The organism is Pararhizobium sp., assembly GCF_035497515.1.
Taxonomy (GTDB): Bacteria; Pseudomonadota; Alphaproteobacteria; order Rhizobiales; family Rhizobiaceae; genus Pararhizobium.
Genome location: NZ_DATJDJ010000208.1, coordinates 1 through 17225 on the forward strand (window position 1 = coordinate 1; position 17225 = coordinate 17225).

21 protein-coding genes and 2 pseudogenes are annotated in these 17225 nt (G+C 59.7%); 7 read left to right on the forward strand and 16 right to left on the reverse strand.

Annotated elements, in window-relative coordinates:
- Positions 1-142, reverse strand: a pseudogene (locus VL202_RS21310) (protein TolQ); the annotation flags it as partial.
- Between the two features lie 328 nt (positions 143-470).
- On the opposite strand from VL202_RS21310, the gene VL202_RS21315 reads away from it, so the two are divergent.
- The 3 genes from VL202_RS21315 to ligD all read left to right on the forward strand — a co-directional run bounded on the left by VL202_RS21315 (position 471) and on the right by ligD (position 4321).
- Positions 471-743, forward strand: a complete 273-nt coding sequence (locus tag VL202_RS21315) for a hypothetical protein (RefSeq protein ID WP_325466059.1) — start codon at positions 471-473, stop codon at positions 741-743.
- A gap of 114 nt (positions 744-857) precedes the next feature.
- Positions 858-1703, forward strand: a complete 846-nt coding sequence (locus tag VL202_RS21320) for a Ku protein (protein WP_325466060.1) — start codon at positions 858-860, stop codon at positions 1701-1703.
- Positions 1704-1708: 5 nt separating this feature from the next.
- Positions 1709-4321, forward strand: coding sequence for a DNA ligase D (gene ligD / locus VL202_RS21325; RefSeq protein WP_325466087.1), 2613 nt, complete (start codon positions 1709-1711; stop codon positions 4319-4321).
- 3 nt (positions 4322-4324) lie between these two features.
- On the opposite strand, the gene ybgC is transcribed toward ligD, so the two are convergent.
- Entirely contained in the window at positions 4325-4768 is a 444-nt protein-coding gene (ybgC, locus tag VL202_RS21330) for a tol-pal system-associated acyl-CoA thioesterase (protein WP_325466061.1), read from the reverse strand.
- Positions 4769-4893: 125 nt separating this feature from the next.
- On the opposite strand from ybgC, the gene VL202_RS21335 reads away from it, so the two are divergent.
- The 3 genes from VL202_RS21335 to VL202_RS21345 are packed head-to-tail and all read left to right on the forward strand — an operon-like array spanning position 4894 to position 7911.
- The gene (locus VL202_RS21335) at positions 4894-6114 is read left to right on the forward strand and encodes an NAD-dependent epimerase/dehydratase family protein (protein WP_325466062.1); all 1221 of its coding nucleotides are present in this window, start codon (positions 4894-4896) and stop codon (positions 6112-6114) included.
- Positions 6111-6968: a glycosyltransferase gene (locus VL202_RS21340; RefSeq protein ID WP_325466063.1), complete on the forward strand. Its 858-nt coding sequence runs from the start codon at positions 6111-6113 to the stop codon at positions 6966-6968. The genes VL202_RS21335 and VL202_RS21340 overlap by 4 nt, the downstream gene beginning before the upstream one ends.
- Positions 6969-6981: 13 nt before the next feature.
- A complete protein-coding gene (locus tag VL202_RS21345) occupies positions 6982-7911 on the forward strand; it encodes an NAD(P)-dependent oxidoreductase (RefSeq protein ID WP_325466064.1) in 930 nt (309 codons plus the stop codon).
- Between the two features lie 197 nt (positions 7912-8108).
- Here the strand turns inward: VL202_RS21345 and ruvB are convergent, their stop codons facing one another.
- The 7 genes from ruvB to ruvC are packed head-to-tail and all read right to left on the reverse strand — an operon-like array spanning position 8109 to position 11728.
- Positions 8109-9149: a Holliday junction branch migration DNA helicase RuvB gene (gene ruvB, locus VL202_RS21350; protein WP_325466065.1), complete on the reverse strand. Its 1041-nt coding sequence runs from the start codon at positions 9147-9149 to the stop codon at positions 8109-8111.
- Positions 9146-9547: a PIN domain-containing protein gene (locus tag VL202_RS21355; RefSeq protein WP_325466066.1), complete on the reverse strand. Its 402-nt coding sequence runs from the start codon at positions 9545-9547 to the stop codon at positions 9146-9148. Before VL202_RS21355 ends, ruvB begins: the two co-directional genes overlap by 4 nt.
- Positions 9516-9806 carry an AbrB/MazE/SpoVT family DNA-binding domain-containing protein gene (locus VL202_RS21360; protein ID WP_325466067.1) on the reverse strand — a complete coding sequence of 97 codons (291 nt, stop codon included), beginning with the start codon at positions 9804-9806 and terminating at the stop codon, positions 9516-9518. Before VL202_RS21360 ends, VL202_RS21355 begins: the two co-directional genes overlap by 32 nt.
- Positions 9807-9860: 54 nt before the next feature.
- A complete protein-coding gene (gene ruvA, locus VL202_RS21365) occupies positions 9861-10478 on the reverse strand; it encodes a Holliday junction branch migration protein RuvA (protein WP_325466068.1) in 618 nt (205 codons plus the stop codon).
- 13 nt (positions 10479-10491) lie between these two features.
- On the reverse strand, positions 10492-10905 hold the full coding sequence (locus tag VL202_RS21370; RefSeq protein WP_325466069.1) for a type II toxin-antitoxin system VapC family toxin: 414 nt from the start codon (positions 10903-10905) through the stop codon (positions 10492-10494).
- Between the two features lie 2 nt (positions 10906-10907).
- Positions 10908-11159 (reverse strand): AbrB/MazE/SpoVT family DNA-binding domain-containing protein, encoded by a 252-nt coding sequence (locus VL202_RS21375; protein WP_325466070.1) that lies wholly within the window; start codon positions 11157-11159, stop codon positions 10908-10910.
- Positions 11160-11215: 56 nt separating this feature from the next.
- Complete coding sequence (gene ruvC, locus VL202_RS21380; protein ID WP_325466088.1) at positions 11216-11728, reverse strand: crossover junction endodeoxyribonuclease RuvC; 513 nt, start codon at positions 11726-11728, stop codon at positions 11216-11218.
- A gap of 177 nt (positions 11729-11905) precedes the next feature.
- On the opposite strand from ruvC, the gene VL202_RS21385 reads away from it, so the two are divergent.
- Positions 11906-12907, forward strand: coding sequence for an LLM class flavin-dependent oxidoreductase (locus tag VL202_RS21385; RefSeq protein WP_325466071.1), 1002 nt, complete (start codon positions 11906-11908; stop codon positions 12905-12907).
- Between the two features lie 47 nt (positions 12908-12954).
- Here the strand turns inward: VL202_RS21385 and VL202_RS21390 are convergent.
- The 7 genes and pseudogenes from VL202_RS21390 to VL202_RS21420 form a co-directional block, all read right to left on the reverse strand.
- Positions 12955-13056, reverse strand: a pseudogene (locus tag VL202_RS21390) (cupin domain-containing protein); the annotation flags it as partial.
- Positions 13057-13150: 94 nt separating this feature from the next.
- Positions 13151-13897 (reverse strand): YebC/PmpR family DNA-binding transcriptional regulator, encoded by a 747-nt coding sequence (locus VL202_RS21395; protein ID WP_325466072.1) that lies wholly within the window; start codon positions 13895-13897, stop codon positions 13151-13153.
- Positions 13898-13996: 99 nt separating this feature from the next.
- Entirely contained in the window at positions 13997-14476 is a 480-nt protein-coding gene (locus VL202_RS21400; RefSeq protein WP_325466073.1) for a hypothetical protein, read from the reverse strand.
- Positions 14477-14492: 16 nt separating this feature from the next.
- The gene (locus VL202_RS21405) at positions 14493-15332 is read right to left on the reverse strand and encodes an MBL fold metallo-hydrolase (RefSeq protein WP_414692923.1); all 840 of its coding nucleotides are present in this window, start codon (positions 15330-15332) and stop codon (positions 14493-14495) included.
- 102 nt (positions 15333-15434) lie between these two features.
- Positions 15435-15617: a BrnA antitoxin family protein gene (locus VL202_RS21410; protein WP_325466074.1), complete on the reverse strand. Its 183-nt coding sequence runs from the start codon at positions 15615-15617 to the stop codon at positions 15435-15437.
- Between the two features lie 54 nt (positions 15618-15671).
- Complete coding sequence (locus VL202_RS21415; RefSeq protein WP_325466075.1) at positions 15672-16496, reverse strand: TIGR00282 family metallophosphoesterase; 825 nt, start codon at positions 16494-16496, stop codon at positions 15672-15674.
- Positions 16474-17085 (reverse strand): 5-formyltetrahydrofolate cyclo-ligase, encoded by a 612-nt coding sequence (locus VL202_RS21420; protein WP_325466090.1) that lies wholly within the window; start codon positions 17083-17085, stop codon positions 16474-16476. The genes VL202_RS21415 and VL202_RS21420 overlap by 23 nt, the downstream gene beginning before the upstream one ends.
- Positions 17086-17225: the final 140 nt, after the last annotated feature.

A 17225-nucleotide genomic window follows, 5' to 3' on the forward strand; every position in this document is an offset into this window, starting at 1 on the left:
TCTTGTCGACAACGATCGCCCAGGTCCAGATCGAGGCGCCGATCAGTCCGAGCATGACCAGCTTCACGACGAAGCCTGCTTCCATGAATAGCGACCACAGCGTCACGTCCGTCGTCGCCGCAGCCAATCCAACCTGTTCCATCGTCTCAAATCCCCGAATCCAAACGCCCGGCAAGAGCAGTCTCATGCTCACAGCCAGGGTGCTTAAACGTCATTGTTGCAAGATTGACCCGGCAGCTGCCGTTGAACCGACATCATGCCGGCCTTTAAGCTTCCTGTCTGCCTTCTTGCGTTCAATCTTGGTGAAAGGATGACGTGCATTGCACAAAACCCTAATAGAGGCATTAAGACATCATTATGGTTAAGGTAGTGTTACTTTACCGCACTGCACTGCAATGCAATGCCACTCTCCGAAGCCTTGACCGCGTGATCGCCAGGGAACATTCCGCCCGGCGCCACGTTATGCGGCCATGAGCACGATCACGCCAAAAACATCGTCCAAACGTCCATCCCGGCCGCATTTCGACCATCGCGACCGCCTGATCCTGGCGCTTTACGCCCAGTTGCGTGCCGAGCGGGAAACTCGGGAAGCGCTGGAATGGGCGATCGAGAACGACGCCATATCGCCGGAAGTCCTGCAAGCAATGATGTCCGATCCCGTACCGGTGATCACCAGCGAGGACGTCGCGGCGCTTGAACGGCTTCTCGCCCGCGACAGCGATAGCGGAAAGATTTCACACTAGAGCATCCCGGTTCAAGCACCGGAAAGATGCTCTGGATTCAGTAGATTAAAGCGACCTTTGTACGTTCGAATGAACGCACGGCGCTCCAACATTCCAAACGTCAAAGGTGGAGACATGGTATCGCGTGCAATGTGGAAAGGTCAGTTGCGCCTCTCCCTCGTTTCCATTCCCGTCGAAGTGTTCAGTGCCACCAAGGCCGGCGCCCGCTTCTCCTTCCGCCAGATCCACGAACCTTCTGGCAAGCCCGTCCACTACGACAAGGTCGTCGAAGGCATCGGCCCCGTCGATACCGATGAAATCGTCAAGGGTTACGAATACGAGAGCGGCAAATATGTCCTGCTGGAACCGGAAGAAATCGACGCGGTCAAGCTGGAGACAAAGAAGACGCTGGAACTCGTCCAGTTCGTCGATGCTTCGGAGATATCACCGATCTACTACGACAAGCCCTATTACGTCGTGCCCTCGGACGACCTTGCCGAAGATGCTTATCGGGTCGTGCGTGACGCGCTCCGCAAGGCCGGCAAGGTGGGGCTCGGGCAACTGACGCTGCGGGGCCGCGAATATATCGCCGCCATCAGGCCCTGCGGTGACGGGCTGCTTCTCGAAACGCTCCACTATGCCGACGAGTTGCGCAAGGCGGATCCGATGTTCCACGGCCTGTCCGGCAAGACCTCGGACGAGGAACTGCTCGACGTGGCGACCGCGTTGATCGACAAGAAAACCTCGAAATTCAATGCCGCCAACTTCAAGGACAACTACTCTTCGGCATTAAAGGAACTCGTCCAGAGAAAGCTGAAGGGAAAGAAGACGAAGATCGAGGTGGATGAGGAAGATGACGACAAAGGCAAGCGCGGCGACAATGTCGTCGATCTGATGTCAGCCTTGAAGAAAAGCCTTGAGGGAAGCAGTGGCAAATCCCCCGCACCGAAGAAGACGGCCGCGAAGAAAAAGTCCGCGTGAACGCCATGGCCCAGCATCACGATCCTCTGACGGAATACAATCGCAAACGGGACTTCACCATAACGGCGGAACCAAAAGGCTCGGCAAAACGATCAAAGGCTGGAAAGCTGTTTCTCATCCAGAAGCACGATGCGACCCGTCTTCACTACGATTTCCGGCTGGAATGGAAGGGCGTGCTGAAGAGTTGGGCGGTAACGCGCGGTCCGAGCATCAATCCCGAGGACAAACGCCTTGCCGTGCGCACCGAGGACCATCCGCTGGCCTATGGCGATTTCGAGGGGACGATTCCGAAGAAGCAATATGGCGGCGGCACGGTCATGCTCTGGGATACCGGCTGGTGGGAACCGGACAACGATCCGGACGAGGGCCTGAAGGACGGCAAGCTGAAATTCCATATCCATGGCCAGCGCATGCATGGCGGCTGGACGCTGGTGCGGATGAAGCCGCGACACGGCGAGAAACGCGAAAATTGGCTGCTCATCAAGGAGCATGACGACGAGATGGGCGAGGATGGCGAGAGCCTGCTCACCGAAAACCTGACCAGTATCAAGACCGGACGCTCGATGGAGGAGATCGCCTCCGGTCATGGCGAGAAAAAGGCCCATATCTGGCAATCGAACAGGAGCGCCCAAGCCAACGTCAAGGCCGGCGCAGTCGCGGAGGAGGCTTCCCCCAAGGCAGAGAAAAAACGTCGGGGCAATGCACCCGCCTTTGCCAACCCGCAGCTTGCGACGCTGACCGGAACTGCCCCCGTTGGTGACGACTGGCTGAACGAGGCGAAATTCGACGGCTATCGGCTGATGATCTCCATCGGCAAACAGGGCGTTACCTGTTTTACCCGGACGGGGCTGGACTGGACGGAGAAGTTTCCCGACATCACCCATGCATTCACCGATCTCGATTGCGATACCGCCTTGATCGATGGTGAAGCCGTGGCCGCATCTGACGAAGGCTCCAAATTCTCCGCCCTGCAGAGGGCCATCAAGACCGGCGGCGAGACGCGATTCTATGCCTTCGACCTCCTCCATCTGAACGGCAAGGACCTGCGCAGGAAACCACTTGTCGAGCGCAAGCAGGCCCTGAAAGCCCTGCTTGATACTCTGGAGACCACACGCGCCATCCAGTACAGCGAGCATGTTCGCGGCAATGGCGAAAAGGTCTTTCAGGCCATGTGCAAGGCCGGACAGGAAGGCATCATCGCCAAACAGGCCGAAGCGCCCTACCGCGAGGGTCGGGTCGGCAGCTGGCTGAAGATCAAATGCACGAAACGACAGGAATTCGTCATCGGCGGCTACTCCCCATCCGACAAGCGCGGGCGGGCCTTCGCATCGCTCCTGGTTGGCGCTTACGATGGCGACCGCTTCGTCTATCAGGGCCGCGTCGGCACCGGCTTCGACGAAGAGACGATGGCGGACCTTGCGGCGCGGTTCGCCAAGTTGAGGTGCAAGACCTCGCCGTTCGAGGCCGTGCCGAAAGAGATCGCCCGTGGCGCCGTCTGGTTAACGCCGGAGCTTGTCGCCGAGGTTGATTTCGCCGAATTTACCGCTGACGGTCATATTCGCCACGGGGCCTTCGAAGGCCTGCGCGAGGACAAGGAGGCTTCCGCCGTGATACCAGAAACGAAGAAAAAGAAGCCGGCCAAGGCAGGGGCGAAGAAGACAGAGGAGACGGTGCAGACCAGCGCAGCGTCGAAAAGACCGAACCCGAAGCGCAAGGAGAAGGACACGGACGGCGACGTGCTCGGCATCCGCATCACCCATCCGGAGCGACTGCTGTTTTCCGATCCGGATATCAGCAAGATCGACCTTGCCCGCTATTACGGCGTCGTCGCTGATCGCATGCTGCCGTTCGTCGCCGATCATCCCGCCTCCATCCTGCGCTGCCCCCAGGGGCCGGATCATCAATGCTTCTACCAGAAGCATGCCAGCGATGGCTTCCCGGATGAAATCCATCAGGTGGCGATCGAGGAATCGGACGGCGACACGGCCAATTATCTCTATGTCGATGATGCGAAAGGGCTGGTCGCGGCGGTGCAGATGGGCACGATCGAGCTGCATATCTGGGGTTCGACGATCAAGCGCCTGGATGCCGCCGACCGCCTGGTGTTCGACCTCGATCCGGATCCGAGCGTCACCTTTGAAACGGTGAAAAAGGCAGCCCTGGTGCTGCGCGGGGCGTTACAGACGCTTGGACTGAAATCGGTCGCCATGGTCTCCGGCGGCAAGGGCATTCACGTCATCGTGCCGCTCGCCAAAGCAGCCGCCTGGGAAGACGCCAAGGCATTCGCCAAGGGCCTTTCGTCACGCATCGCCGACAATGACCCGGACAATTACATTGCCACCATGTCGAAGGCCAAGCGCAAGGGCCGCATCTTCATAGACTGGCTGCGCAACGAGCGCGGCTCGACCGCCGTCGCCCCCTATTCCGTGCGCGCCCGCGCCGGCGGACCGGTGGCGACGCCCGTCACCTGGGAGGAACTCGCCGATCTTGATGCCGCCAACAGTTTCCATATTCCGGACATTCTCCAGCGGCTGGAAGACGAGACGGATCCATGGGAAGACGCCAGGGACTGGAAACAGAGCCTGACGAAGGCGATGCTGAAGGCGGTTGAAGCCTGAGACTCAGGCTTCGCCCCGGAACTTCTTTCCCAGCATTTCCGGCAGGCGCCGTGGCCTGCCTTGTCCGTTGATGACGGCGATGATGACCTTGGCGGCGATCAGTAGCGTGCCTTCGCGACGGATTTCCTGAAGGAGCACCATCTTGGCGCCACCGGCCTTTTCCGTCGTCGTGGTGATTGTGAGGATATCGTCCATGCGCGCCGGCGCCTTGAAATCGATCTCCATGCGATGGACGACAAAAACCAGTCCTTCGGTGTCACCCTCGATCGCCAACGTCGCCTGTTCGACGCCGAGAAGCCGAAGATAGTCGGTGCGGGCCCGTTCCATGAAATGCAGGTAACGGGCGTGATAGACGACGCCGGAAAAGTCCGTGTCCTCGTAATAGACCCGCTGAACCAGCCGGTGGCCGTGGTCCGTCAACTCGCCTGAAAGCGCGATCAAAGTCATCCCGGTCCTCGAAATTTTCTTTTCCTGTGGCGGAACAAAAGCCGTTTGGCAAGCATTGTCGTCCTGTCACATTCCGCCCCTATCACCATTCCCATGATTTCCCCCGATCAACAGGAGAATTGTTCATGAAGATTGCTGTCCTTGGCGGTGATGGCTTCGTCGGCTGGCCGACATCGCTGCATTTGTCGGATGCCGGACACGACATTCACATTCTCGACAATCTGTCGCGCCGCTGGATCGATACCGAACTCGGCGTTCAATCCCTGACCCCGATGGACTCAATCCAGGAACGCACCCGCATATGGCACTCACAGACAGGACGGCGCATTCATTTCCACCTGATCGACCTTGCCCGCGATTATGAGCTTCTGAAGAACTGGCTTGCCGAAAACCGCCCGGATGCCATTATCCATTTCGCCGAGCAGCGCGCCGCGCCCTATTCGATGAAGAGCGACCGGCACAAGAACTACACGGTCAACAACAACGTCAACGCCACCCATAACCTTCTGAACGCCATGGTCGAGATCGGGCTGGATGCGCATCTCGTGCATCTCGGCACGATGGGCGTCTACGGCTATTCGACCGTCGGCGCTGCCATCCCGGAAGGCTATCTCCCAGTCGGAATCGAGACCGAAAGCGGCGAGACGGCACGGCAGGAAATCCTCTATCCCGCCAATCCGGGCTCGATCTACCACATGACCAAGTGCCTCGATCAGCTGCTGTTCCAGTTCTACGCCAAGAACGACGGCATGCGGATCACCGACCTGCATCAGGGCATCGTCTGGGGAACGCATACCGAGCAGACCCGCCGGCATGAGCAACTGATCAACCGCTTCGACTATGACGGTGACTACGGCACGGTGCTCAACCGCTTCCTGATCCAAGCGGCAATCGGCTATCCGCTGACCGTGCACGGCACCGGCGGCCAGACGCGCGCCTTCATCCACATCCAGGATTCCGTCCGCTGTATCGAACTGGCGCTCAAGAACCCACCGCAGCGCGGCAGCCGCGTCGATATCTTCAACCAGATGACCGAGACGCACCGGGTCCGCGACCTCGCAGAGATGATCGCCGGCCTCACCGGCTCCGAGATCGCCTGGCTGCCGAACCCGCGCAAGGAAGCCGCCGAGAACGAACTTGTCGTGCGGAACGAGAAGTTCCGCAGCCTCGGCCTCAACCCGATAACGCTGCAGGACGGCCTGCTTGCGGAAATCGTCGATGTCGGCAAGAAATATGCCTATCGCGTCGATCGCAGCCGCGTTCCGGCAGTGTCTGCCTGGACGAAAGACATCGCCACCAAGATCAATCACGATCCGGAAGGAAGAAGGCTGAAATCGGTTTCATGACGCAGCCAGGTTCCGAAAGCGGCACTACGGCGCCCGGCCCGGCCGGCTCGCGCAACGCATTCGTCACGCTGGTGACGAATGCCGATTATGCCATGGGCGCAACCGCACTCACCCGCTCGATCCGCCGCACGCAAACCGGCGCCGATATCGTCGTCCTGCACACCGGCGGCGTACAGCCGCACGAACTTGAGCCCTTGCAGGCCTTCGACTGTCGGCTTGTCCTGACCGATCTTTTGCCGTTGTCCGATGGTTTCAGCAATCGCCACAGCCGCAACAACATCCATGGCAATGCCCCTTTCACCAAGGGGCGCAAACCCGCCTTCCATTCGCCGCTCGACAATTTCTGCAAGCTGCGCCTCTGGCAACTGACGGAGTATGACCGCTGCCTCTTCATCGACGCCGATGCTCTGGTGCTGAAGAACATCGACCGCTATTTCGACTATCCCGAATTTTCCGCCGCGCCGAATGTCTATGAAAGCCTCGCCGACTTTCACCGGCTGAATTCCGGTGTTTTTGTCGCAAAACCGTCCCTGGAGACATTCGATGCCATGCTGGCCCGGCTGGATACGCCGGATGCCTTCTGGCCGCGCACCGACCAGACCTTCCTACAGACCTTCTTCCCGGACTGGCACGGTCTGCCGGTGACGATGAACATGCTGCAATATGTGTGGTTCACAATGCCCGACCTGTGGAACTGGGCCTCGATCGGCGTGCTGCACTATCAATATGAAAAACCATGGGAAAAGGATCATCCCAAGACGGAAAGACTGCAGCCGCTGATTGACCTCTGGTATGCTTTTTTCACCGGCAAGGATATTCCGGAGATAGCCGATCTGCCCAATCCGGCGGGTTAAAGTCAGGAAGCTCATGACACGTGTTCTCGTTTCCGGCGGCACGGGTTATGCTGGCCGCTTCATTGTCGAGCACCTGCTGGCCAACGGCTACAAGGTCACCGTCGGTGGCCGTACCGCACCGGACCCGGGCTTCTTTTCGCGGGATGTGCCTTTCGTTCCGCTCCGGCTCGATCCGGATGCCGACCAGATCGAGGCCTTCGACAACATCTATTATTTCGTCCATGCCGCGTTCGATCATCTCCCGGGAAAATTTCGCGGCGGCGAAGGTGACGACCCGCAGGGTTTTCGCCGCGCTAATCTGGATGGTACCGTGCGGCTGTTCGAGACGGCCCGTGATGCCGGCGTGCGCCGCTGCATCTTCCTGTCGAGCCGGGCGGCCTATGGCCCACGGCAGCCTGGCACCTTGCTGACCGAGGAGATGTACGGCAAGCCGGAGACCCTCTATGGAGAGGTGAAGCTGCAGGCCGAACGCAGCCTGCTATCACTCTGCGGCCATGCTTTCGTCACCGCCAGTCTTCGGGCAACCGGCATCTACGGGCCGGCCGGCCCGGGCCGCCGGCACAAATGGGCCGACCTGTTCGAAACCTATCTCGCCGGCAGACCTGTGGCGCCGCGTTCCGGCACCGAGGTTCACGGCGATGACGTGGCGCGCGCCGTCCGGCTGATGCTCGATGCCGATGCCGTCCGGGTCAATGGCGAGACGTTCAATATCTCGGACATCGTCACCGGCAACCGCGAAATCCTGTCGGTCCTGCAACGCGTGACCCACTGTCCGCATCCGCTGCCGGAAAAAGACGACATGCCGGTCAATGCGATGGGATGCTGCAAGATCGGCGCCCTGGGCTGGACGCCGGGCGGCAAGGCGTTGCTTGAGCGGACGATCGCGGAACTCGCCGCCGATGTCGCAAACACATCAAGACCATTTTCGGCTGTCGGGCTTTAGGACGCTTCGCCTTTTCTTGTTCCGCCCCGGAGCACCGACGCGAAGCTTGAGGTCAGGCGTTCAGCCGGGCGGCGTCAGCGCGTAGCGGGCGACATTGAGCCGGGCAAGCAGCTACACGGTGAGAACAGAATCACCAAGGGCCGGCATACTGCCGAACTGCCGCGGACGAACTTCAGAAACCCGCGCCGTGCGATCAATCAGTCGTCCTCTTGGAACAGGCGGAACTGGCTGGCTTCCAGATCCTTGGGAGCCTGCAATCCAAGGTGTTTCCATGCGTTTGCGGTCAAGATGCGCCCGCGTGGCGTGCGCTGGATGAAGCCCTGCTGGATCATGTAGGGCTCGATGATGTCCTCGATCGCATCGCGCGGCTCCGACAGGCCGGCCGCGATGGTTTCGATACCCACCGGACCACCGCCAAAATTGAGCGCGATCATCGTGAGATAGCGTTTGTCCAACTGGTCGAGACCCATATTGTCGACCAGCAACCGCGTCAGCGCCTCATCGGCAATCTGCTTGGTCACGGCTTCGGCCTTGGCGACCTCGGCGAAATCGCGCACCCGGCGCAACAACCGGCCGGCAATACGCGGCGTGCCACGGGCGCGGCGGGCAATTTCGCGGGCACCATCATCGGTGATGCCCAAGCCCATCAGCCGGGCGCCGCGGCGCACAATCGATTCCAGCTCCTCGACCGTGTAGAAATTCAACCGCACCGGAATACCGAAACGATCGCGCAGCGGCGTCGTAAGAAGCCCGAGCCGCGTCGTCGCCGCGACCAGGGTGAATTTCGACAGATCGATCTTGACCGAGCGCGCCGCCGGCCCTTCGCCGATGATCAGGTCGAGCTGGAAATCCTCCATGGCCGGATAGAGAATTTCCTCCACTGCCGGGTTCAGCCGGTGGATTTCATCGATGAACAGCACATCGCGGTCTTCGAGATTGGTCAAAAGCGCCGCAAGGTCACCCGCCTTGGCAATGACCGGGCCGGAGGTCGAGCGGAAATTGACCCCGAGTTCCTTGGCCATGATCTGCGCCAGCGTCGTCTTGCCGAGGCCTGGCGGTCCGACGAACAGGACGTGGTCCAGCGCCTCACCCCGATTCTTCGCCGCCTCGATGAATATCTTCAGGTTGGCGCGCGCCTCCGCCTGGCCGGTAAATTCGTTCAGCGTCTGCGGCCGCAGCGTCGTATCGAGATCCTCGCCGCGCTTTTCCGGTGCGATCAGACGTGTGGCGTCACTCATGCGAGAAGTTCCATTCCGGGTATTGTGCGGGCAGCGTCGCGATCGAAGGTCACCGTTTTCCAACAGCCAGATCGGGCAGCAATGTACGCCAAAACGTGGTCGGATATGTCTCCAACACGTATTTTTTCTTCTTCCGACAGCAGGTCATCGAGAAATGGTTCATCTTCAAAAAAGAACTCTTCGACCGTCAGCAATTGGCGAAAGGTCGCGGCAATGACGCTATTGGCATAGCCATACCGTCGACGCAAAACCCAACTCGTTTCTGCAAAAACAAAAAGCGATATGAAGGCAGGCTCATCAAGAGACCGGCTGCTCAGAAAACGCTTCACGGCTTCGAATTGACCAGCATGATCCGCCAGAATGAACCTAAGAAGAACGTTGGTGTCTATTCCAATCATCAACAATCCTCTGGTCATCTTCGGCAAGCTGCTCGCCTATCGCCTGATCAAATTCTTCCAGCGAGGCTGGTTTCCGCGCAGGATCATGTAGAATTCCTGCGAGATCGGCTGCTTTCCTGTTCTTGACGCGCAGATAAATCCTGTCGCCGTTCACGATATAGCGAATCTTGTCTCCAGGCTTCAGTTTGAGCATGTCTCTCACTTCAACCGGAATCGTTGTCTGCCCCTTGGTGGTCAACGTGCTATCAAAAACGTTCATAGCCAATCTCCTTACATTTTAATCGTAGTAAGGAATGCAAGCCAAAGCAAGGAATCAGCGAGCCAGCTCCTTCAGCCCCAGGCGGATCAGCTTGGCGCTATCCAGCCCCTCGCCACCGTTCCTCAAGGCTGCGGCCACGGCGTTTGCAGCCTGATCACGTGAATAGCCGAGATTACTGAGCGCCGAGACCGCATCCGCAACTGGCGCGGAGGCGACGCCCTCGCCGATCTCCTGCTTGAGGCCGATATTGGCGCCGGCCTCCCCGGCAAAAGCTGGCGCCTTGTTCTTCAATTCGGTGACGATGCGCACGGCGACCTTCGGGCCGACGCCCGGCGCACGCGAGACGGATGTCTTGTCCTGCAGCGCAATAGCGTTCGCCAGCTCCCCCGGGGTCAGCACCGACAGCACCGCCAGCGCCACCTTGGAACCGACGCCCTGGACGCTCTGCAGCAGGCGGAACCATTCACGCTCCAGCGCCGTCAGGAAGCCGAACAGCCGCAACTGGTCTTCCCGCACATAGGTCTCGATGAACAGGATCGCCGCCTCGCCGGAAGAACCGAGCTTCGACAAAGTGCGCGACGAGCAGAACGCGACATAACCCACCCCATGCACATCCAGCACGACATGGTCATCGCCGATCTCGTCGATCGTTCCCTTGAGCTTGCCGATCATGGCGCAAAATCCTTCATGGGTGGGTGTCCGGCGTGATCAGTTCGACGGAGGGGAAATATGTGCGGTAGCCTTTCGGATCGCGCGTCAGGATCGTATGGCCACGAATGGCCGCATGGGCGCCGATGAGAAAATCCGGCAGGACCCGCTCACGCCCGCCACCCGCCCGCCGGTATTGCCGAAAAGCTACTCCTGCCGCGAAGGCCGCGGTCCAGGGCAGGTTTTCGCGACTATAATCTGCCTCGGGCAGCAGAAAATCCACATCTTCCATCCGCTCATAACGGACGGAAAATTCCGAATATATGATCGGATTGATGACCACCGCGCCGCGCCTGGCGGCAGACACGAGTTGCGCCCTCGACCAGTTCAACCAGCTTGGATCGCGAACGGCGATATCGACCAAGATATTGGTGTCGACCAGAGTTGCCATGATCAACGGTCTCGCGTCATTTCCATGAGCTTGTCCGCATCTATGCCTTGATCACCGGTGCCTTCAAGACGCTTGAGGCCGTCGAGAAAATCTTCCAGACGGGCCTTGTCCTCACGCTCCCGCCGGCCGTCTTTCGGAACAATCGTCAGCTTGCCACCCTCCATCGCAAACAGCACTTCGCTGTTCGGCTTGATGCCGGCCAGCTCACGCAGATCGCGGGGAATGGTAACCTGGCCTTTTGAGGTGACGCGCATGGCTTGCTCCTTCAAAGTAAGAAATATCCTTACCGGTAGAACAAGTCAAGAACAAACTACCCAGCAAGCGCCGCCATGCGCATGCGGGCGCCGCCGCGATTATGGGCGTGGCAGATCGCGATCGCCAGCGCGTCGGCGGCGTCGTCGCCTTTGAACTCGGCCTTCGGCATGAGGATTTTCAGCATCATGTGGATCTGCCGCTTCTCGCCGTGGCCGACACCGATCACCGACTTCTTTACCGCATTCGGCGCATATTCGGCCACCTGCAGACCGGCACGCGCCGGCACCAGCATGGCAATGCCGCGCGCCTGGCCGAGCTTCAACGTCGCCACGGCGTCCTTGTTGACAAAGGTCTGCTCGACCGCTGCTTCGTCCGGCTTGTGAAGATGGATGACGTCGGCAAGGCCATCATGCAACTGGCAGAGCCGGGAGGCGAGATCCATGTCACCATCGGAGGTCACTGTGCCGGAAGCCACGAAGCGCAGCGAATTTCCGAGCGTGTCGATGACACCCCAGCCGGTGCGGCGCAGGCCGGGATCGATGCCGATGATACGAATCGTGTTCTGCATGACGGGAAGCTTAATACTCATGGCCGGACGCTGCCAGTAAAATGTGAACAAAACAAAAACATCCGCAGCAATCTGGTGGATAAACGGTCGCTATAATTCCGATTGCCACTCAGCTTGGATTCCGGAAATTTGATCTTACATAACCTTTCATCAAATTCGCTGATCAAAGGCTTTCCCATGATCCCTTTCTCGATCCTAGACCTTTCACCGATCACGCAAGGGTCAAACGCCTCCCAGGCTTTGCACAACTCTCGCCGGCTGGCGCAGGAAGCGGAAGCCTCCGGCTACAAGCGGTTCTGGCTGGCGGAACATCACGGCATGAAGGGCATTGCCAGTGCCGCGACCTCCATCGTCATTTCGCATGTAGCGGCCGGCACGAAGACGATCCGCGTCGGCTCCGGCGGCATCATGCTGCCCAACCATTCGCCGCTGGTGATCGCCGAGCAGTTCGGCACGCTGGCGGCACTTTATCCCGGTCGGATCGATCTTGGCCTTGGCCGCGCGCCCGGAACCGACATGCGCACGGCCTCGGCACTTCGCCGCAACATGGAAGCCAGCGCCAACAATTTTCCCAATGACGTCGTCGAATTGCAGGCGCTGCTTGGCCCGACCAGGGATGGTCAGGACCTGATCGCCGTTCCCGGCGCCGACAGCAATGTGCCGATCTGGTTGCTCGGTTCGAGCCATTTCAGCGCCCATCTCGCAGGCATGCTCGGCCTGCCCTTCGCATTTGCCTCGCATTTCGCGCCGGACATGCTGCTTTCTGCGCTCGAAATCTACCGGGAGCGCTTCGAGCCGTCGCAGTATCTCGACCAGCCGCATGCCATGGTCGGCATCATGGGCGTTGCCGCCGACACGGATGCGGAGGCAAACCATCTCTTCACCTCGATGCAGCAGTCTTTTGCGGCGCTCCGGCGCAATGCCCGCGGCCAGTTTCCACCGCCGGTCGATTCCATGGATGGCCTGTGGAGCGAGAGCGAGAAGATTTTTGTCGATCACGCCATGACCTATGCGGTCGTCGGCGGCCCCGAAACGGTGAAGACCAAGCTGGACAGTTTCCTCGCACAGACGGAAGCCGACGAACTGATCGTCTCGATGCCGATCTACGACATGGATGCCCGATTGAAATCGGTGCGCCTGTTTGCCGGCGCGCAACAGGAATTGGCAAAGGCTGCCTAATGAATAAGCCCCGGGTCATGTCCGGGCCTACAAACCTTCGTCTGCAATCAGGCCGAAACCCTGAAATCGAAGTGCTTGCGCACCGTTTCGATGATTTCCCAGGTGCCCTTGAAATCGGCTTCAACGACGAAGGCATCGCCGGCACTGACGGCGCCTAACCATCGACGGGCAAAGCCGGCTTGCCAATTCCGACAGGCCGTGGCGTGAACCGGTCCAAGCATGGCCGGTTCACGGTTGAATGGATCAGGCCGACAGCTTGGCCATTACTTCGTCGGAGACTTCGAAGTTGGTATAGACGTTCTGGACGTCATCGTCGTCTTCCAGCGTGTCGATCAGCTTCATCAGAGACAGCGCGCGCTCTTCGTCCACCGGCACGGTGTTTTGTGCCTTCCAGATCGCCTTGACCGTTTCAGCTTCGCCGAGCGAGGCTTCGAGCGCCTTGGAAACCTCGCCGATATCTTCGAAGCCACAAATGATGGAGTGGCCGTCTTCGTCGCTGATGACGTCTTCGGCACCGGCTTCGATGGCCGCTTCCATCACCTTGTCGGCGCTGCCGGCGGAAAGCTTGTAGGTGATTTCGCCGACACGGTCGAAGGAGAAGGAAACCGAGCCGGTTTCTCCCAGCGCTCCGCCGGCCTTGGTGAAGGTCGAGCGGACGTTGGAGGCAGTGCGGTTGCGGTTATCGGTCAGCGCCTCGACGATAACAGCGGTGCCGCCCGGGCCATAGCCTTCATAACGAACCGCATCATAGGTTTCAGCATCGGCGCCGGAAGCCTTCTTGATCGCCCGGTCGATATTGTCCTTCGGCATGGACTGCGCCTTGGCGTTCTGGACGGCGAGACGGAGCGCCGCGTTCATCGTCGGATCGGGCAGGCCGTTCTTGGCCGCGACGGTGATTTCGCGTGCCAGCTTCGAGAACATTTTCGAACGGATCGCATCCTGGCGACCCTTGCGGTGCATGATGTTTTTAAACTGGGAATGACCGGCCATGACGCCCTCTTCACATACTTGTCGTGTTTGGAATTCGGCGCCTTATAATTTCATTGGCGCTTTGCGTCCAGAGGACGCCAATTTTTTCCGCCGCGCCGGTCAATTGGCGGCAAGGCGTTTGCGGCTGAGAAAAAAGGAATGACCGTCGTCGCGCTCACAGGATAGCCCGGTTCGGGTCGATAGGCAGGAGAACGGACCGGCTGTCCATGTCTCGCCATAGTCGAGCACCGGGCCGGCCGAGCAGCAACTCTGATCGCCGACATCCTTGTACAGCGTCGCCGCGCCCTCTCGGGACAATGTCGCGCGGACATAACGCGGCTCGATCCGATCGCAGGAGAGTTCCGGGCCGCCATCCGCCGGCTGATAGACCGCTGTTCCGCCTTCCGGCGTGTAGATGCAGCCGATATTGCCGGAGGGCAGGACAAATTCCTCCTGTTGGCCGCGGGATGTCACTTCCGGCACATCCGCCGTCTTGCCACCGTCTGCGGTCGGCACCCGTGGCGGTGGCGCACCGCCATCGGCAAGGGCGAGAGATGACATGGACAATAAAGCGAGCAGGCAGGCGGCAACAAATTTCATTCCGTGAATCCCGGCATCAAACTCCCTGCAGGATATAAATCAGCGGCTTCCTTGGCAAGGAACGCAGCGACACCCGGACATTGTCCGCCGTCGCAAAGCTCTTGTCGAAGCCCTCGCCGAACATTTGCAGAAAGTTTGTCACGGGTGGTCCACGCCGGTGCATCGGCAGGATCAGCGATGAGCGCAGCCGCGTCACCACCCGACTCATGCTTTCGGCGCCCATGGTCAACCCGCCATCGACCGGCACCATCACCACGTCGAGCCGGCCGATCTCGGCATAGTCGGTGTCATCCAGTTCATGATGCAGATGGCCGAGATGCCCGATGCAGAGCCCGGCGACCTCGAAGATGAAGATCGAGTTTCCGTCCGGCTCCATCGCACCGCCGATGGAGCGAATGTCCGTCGTCACATTGCGGATATAGGTGTCGCCGACGACGATGTCGTGATCCGCAGGCTTTCCGTCGTCGCCCCAGCCGTGCAGCACATGCTTGATCGCCGGATCGGGCGTCAACGTGTAGTGGCTGGAATGCGCCTTGTTCATCGTCACCACATCAGGAACCTTGGGCGGCGCGTACCAGCCGCTGAAATCCGTGGCGATGGAAACGCCGTCAGGTGTTTCCATGAGAAAGGTAGAATGACCGATATAGGTGATATCGACCTCTTCTCCAGCCACGGCCTGCGCGTTCGTCGCGGATGGCGGCTTGAAACTGGCGAAGGTGACATCGGGAAGGCCTTGCGCGATCGCCTGGCACTGGCTGACCGGCGGGCGCACGTCCTGCGCATGCACCGGCATCGGCCAGAGCACATGCAGAAGAAAGATGGCGGCAAATATCAGCAGGAAGATTCGCGGCATCATGCACCTCTCAGGCAAAGGTTGGCATGACAGGTGAGGATAGGCAGCCAAAGCGTGAGGTAAAGCGACGATTGGAGTTAGCTGCTCACAATCGCGTCATTGCACCTAAAGTCTGGCAGCCTTGAGGATGTCGTTGATCCGCCCTTGCCAAGCCTTGCCCGTCGTCTTGAACCTGGCAGTAACATCCGGATCAAGCCGCAGCGAAATCTGCTGCTTTCGCGCCTCGACCACTGGCCTGCCGCGCGAGCGACGGATACTTTCCATCAGTTCAGGAAAAACGATCTTCATGATTTTTGTATCACATTTGATCGCAAGCAAGGATCGGCCGGCTAAGATAGAACTTTAGGCCCAGAAGGCCGGGATCGTCTCCGCCAATCTCGGTCCGATCCTGAGCGGTGCGATGTTTTCCGCAAGCCCGGTGCGATCGGAAATCTCGACGCCGACGCCGCAAAGGGTCGCCGGACCGGACGCTGCCTCGAACCGGCCCTTCGGCATCTTGGAAATGAACCGGTTGAGCGGCTCTTCCTTCTCCATGCCGAGCGACGAGTCATAATCGCCGCACATGCCGGCATCCGACATATAGGCGGTGCCGCCGTTGAGGATCTGGGCGTCCGCAGTCGGGACATGCGTGTGCGTGCCGACGACAAAACTGGCTCGGCCATCGACGAAATGCCCGAAACATTGCTTCTCGCTGGTCGCTTCCGCATGGAAATCGAAGATGATGGCATCGGCCTGTTCCTTCAGCGGACAGGCGGCAAGGATCGCCTCTCCGGCCTTGAAGGGGTCGTCCAGTTCCGGGTGCATGAAAACGCGGCCCATGATGTTGGCAACCAGCACACGGGCGCCATTGCGGGCAAAATAGAGGTTCGAGCCGCGGCCCGGCGTTCCCGCCGGATAGTTGGCCGGACGCAGGAACTGGTCATGCCGCTGGCAGAAGGAGACGGCCTCCTTCTGGTCCCAGACATGGTTGCCGGTGGTCACTACGTCGGCACCGGCATTGATCGTCTCGAGGAAGATGTCCTCGGTGATGCCAAAACCGCCGGCGGCGTTTTCACCGTTGACGATGACGAAATCGAGTTTCAGGTCGCTGATCAGGCCGGGCAGCTTTTCCCAGACCGTAGTCCGGCCGGTCTTGCCCACCATGTCACCCAGAAACAGAAGTCTCATATTTGCTGATTCCTAGCCCGAAAATCCTCAGCCCACTTTCCGTCAAGAGGGCATCCAGCGCCACGTCATGCGGCTCCGCCGGCACTGATGCCACTTCCTGGCAGTCGAATGCAATCCCGATCAGCTCCGGCATATGGCCTTTCTGGCGCAAACGGTCGATTGCCCGGTCATAATATCCGGCGCCATAACCGATCCGGTGCCCCGCCTTGTCGAAGGCGGAAAGCGGAATGAGCATGATGTCCGGATCGACCACCGGCGCGTCTTCCCCCGGCCCCGTCGTCCCGAAACCAGTGGCGACAACAGGCGCGCCCGGCACCAGTTCGCGAAAGACGATGGTCTGCTTGTCGAGAATGACGGGAAGACAGAGGCGCGCACCGCGCTCGCGCAGTCGCGCCATCAGCGGCCGTACGTCCACTTCGGAACGAATGGGCCAGAAGCCGGAAATGACCTGCCCCGGCTCGAACTCCAGAATATCGCCGGCGCGATCGAGCATCTTCAGGCTCGCTTCGATCCGCGCCTCGGCCGTCATCGAATCGCGCTGCGCCAGGCGCTCGATGCGCAATGCGGCCTTCAGTTCCCTGGGTGTCATCAGCATGTCTTTCCCGCTGCCACTGTCTTTCCGTAGACCATAAAACACCGACGAGGAGCCGCGCAAACGTCTGCCCCGCAACTTTTTGCGACGGGAAACCGTCCTTTTCCCATTCTGATACAGATTAGAGGTCTGTTCAT

Bases quoted from the DNA above. Each gene is read 5' to 3' on its own strand.
- VL202_RS21415 (WP_325466075.1), bottom strand. From the start codon at position 16,496: ATGAGACTTCTGTTTCTGGGTGACATGGTGGGCAAGACCGGCCGGACT.
- VL202_RS21375 (WP_325466070.1), bottom strand. From the start codon at position 11,159: ATGCGCGTCACCTCAAAAGGCCAGGTTACCATTCCCCGCGATCTGCGT.
- ruvA (WP_325466068.1), bottom strand. From the start codon at position 10,478: ATGATCGGCAAGCTCAAGGGAACGATCGACGAGATCGGCGATGACCAT.
- VL202_RS21370 (WP_325466069.1), bottom strand. From the start codon at position 10,905: ATGGCAACTCTGGTCGACACCAATATCTTGGTCGATATCGCCGTTCGC.
- ligD (WP_325466087.1), top strand. From the start codon at position 1,709: ATGGCCCAGCATCACGATCCTCTGACGGAATACAATCGCAAACGGGAC.
- VL202_RS21340 (WP_325466063.1), top strand. From the start codon at position 6,111: ATGACGCAGCCAGGTTCCGAAAGCGGCACTACGGCGCCCGGCCCGGCC.
- VL202_RS21345 (WP_325466064.1), top strand. From the start codon at position 6,982: ATGACACGTGTTCTCGTTTCCGGCGGCACGGGTTATGCTGGCCGCTTC.
- ruvC (WP_325466088.1), bottom strand. From the start codon at position 11,728: ATGCAGAACACGATTCGTATCATCGGCATCGATCCCGGCCTGCGCCGC.
- VL202_RS21410 (WP_325466074.1), bottom strand. From the start codon at position 15,617: ATGAAGATCGTTTTTCCTGAACTGATGGAAAGTATCCGTCGCTCGCGC.
- VL202_RS21395 (WP_325466072.1), bottom strand. From the start codon at position 13,897: ATGGCCGGTCATTCCCAGTTTAAAAACATCATGCACCGCAAGGGTCGC.
- VL202_RS21360 (WP_325466067.1), bottom strand. From the start codon at position 9,806: ATGAACGTTTTTGATAGCACGTTGACCACCAAGGGGCAGACAACGATT.
- VL202_RS21355 (WP_325466066.1), bottom strand. From the start codon at position 9,547: ATGATTGGAATAGACACCAACGTTCTTCTTAGGTTCATTCTGGCGGAT.
- VL202_RS21400 (WP_325466073.1), bottom strand. From the start codon at position 14,476: ATGAAATTTGTTGCCGCCTGCCTGCTCGCTTTATTGTCCATGTCATCT.
- ybgC (WP_325466061.1), bottom strand. From the start codon at position 4,768: ATGACTTTGATCGCGCTTTCAGGCGAGTTGACGGACCACGGCCACCGG.
- VL202_RS21335 (WP_325466062.1), top strand. From the start codon at position 4,894: ATGAAGATTGCTGTCCTTGGCGGTGATGGCTTCGTCGGCTGGCCGACA.
- VL202_RS21315 (WP_325466059.1), top strand. From the start codon at position 471: ATGAGCACGATCACGCCAAAAACATCGTCCAAACGTCCATCCCGGCCG.
- VL202_RS21420 (WP_325466090.1), bottom strand. From the start codon at position 17,085: ATGACACCCAGGGAACTGAAGGCCGCATTGCGCATCGAGCGCCTGGCG.
- VL202_RS21320 (WP_325466060.1), top strand. From the start codon at position 858: ATGGTATCGCGTGCAATGTGGAAAGGTCAGTTGCGCCTCTCCCTCGTT.
- ruvB (WP_325466065.1), bottom strand. From the start codon at position 9,149: ATGAGTGACGCCACACGTCTGATCGCACCGGAAAAGCGCGGCGAGGAT.
- VL202_RS21385 (WP_325466071.1), top strand. From the start codon at position 11,906: ATGATCCCTTTCTCGATCCTAGACCTTTCACCGATCACGCAAGGGTCA.
- VL202_RS21405 (WP_414692923.1), bottom strand. From the start codon at position 15,332: ATGATGCCGCGAATCTTCCTGCTGATATTTGCCGCCATCTTTCTTCTG.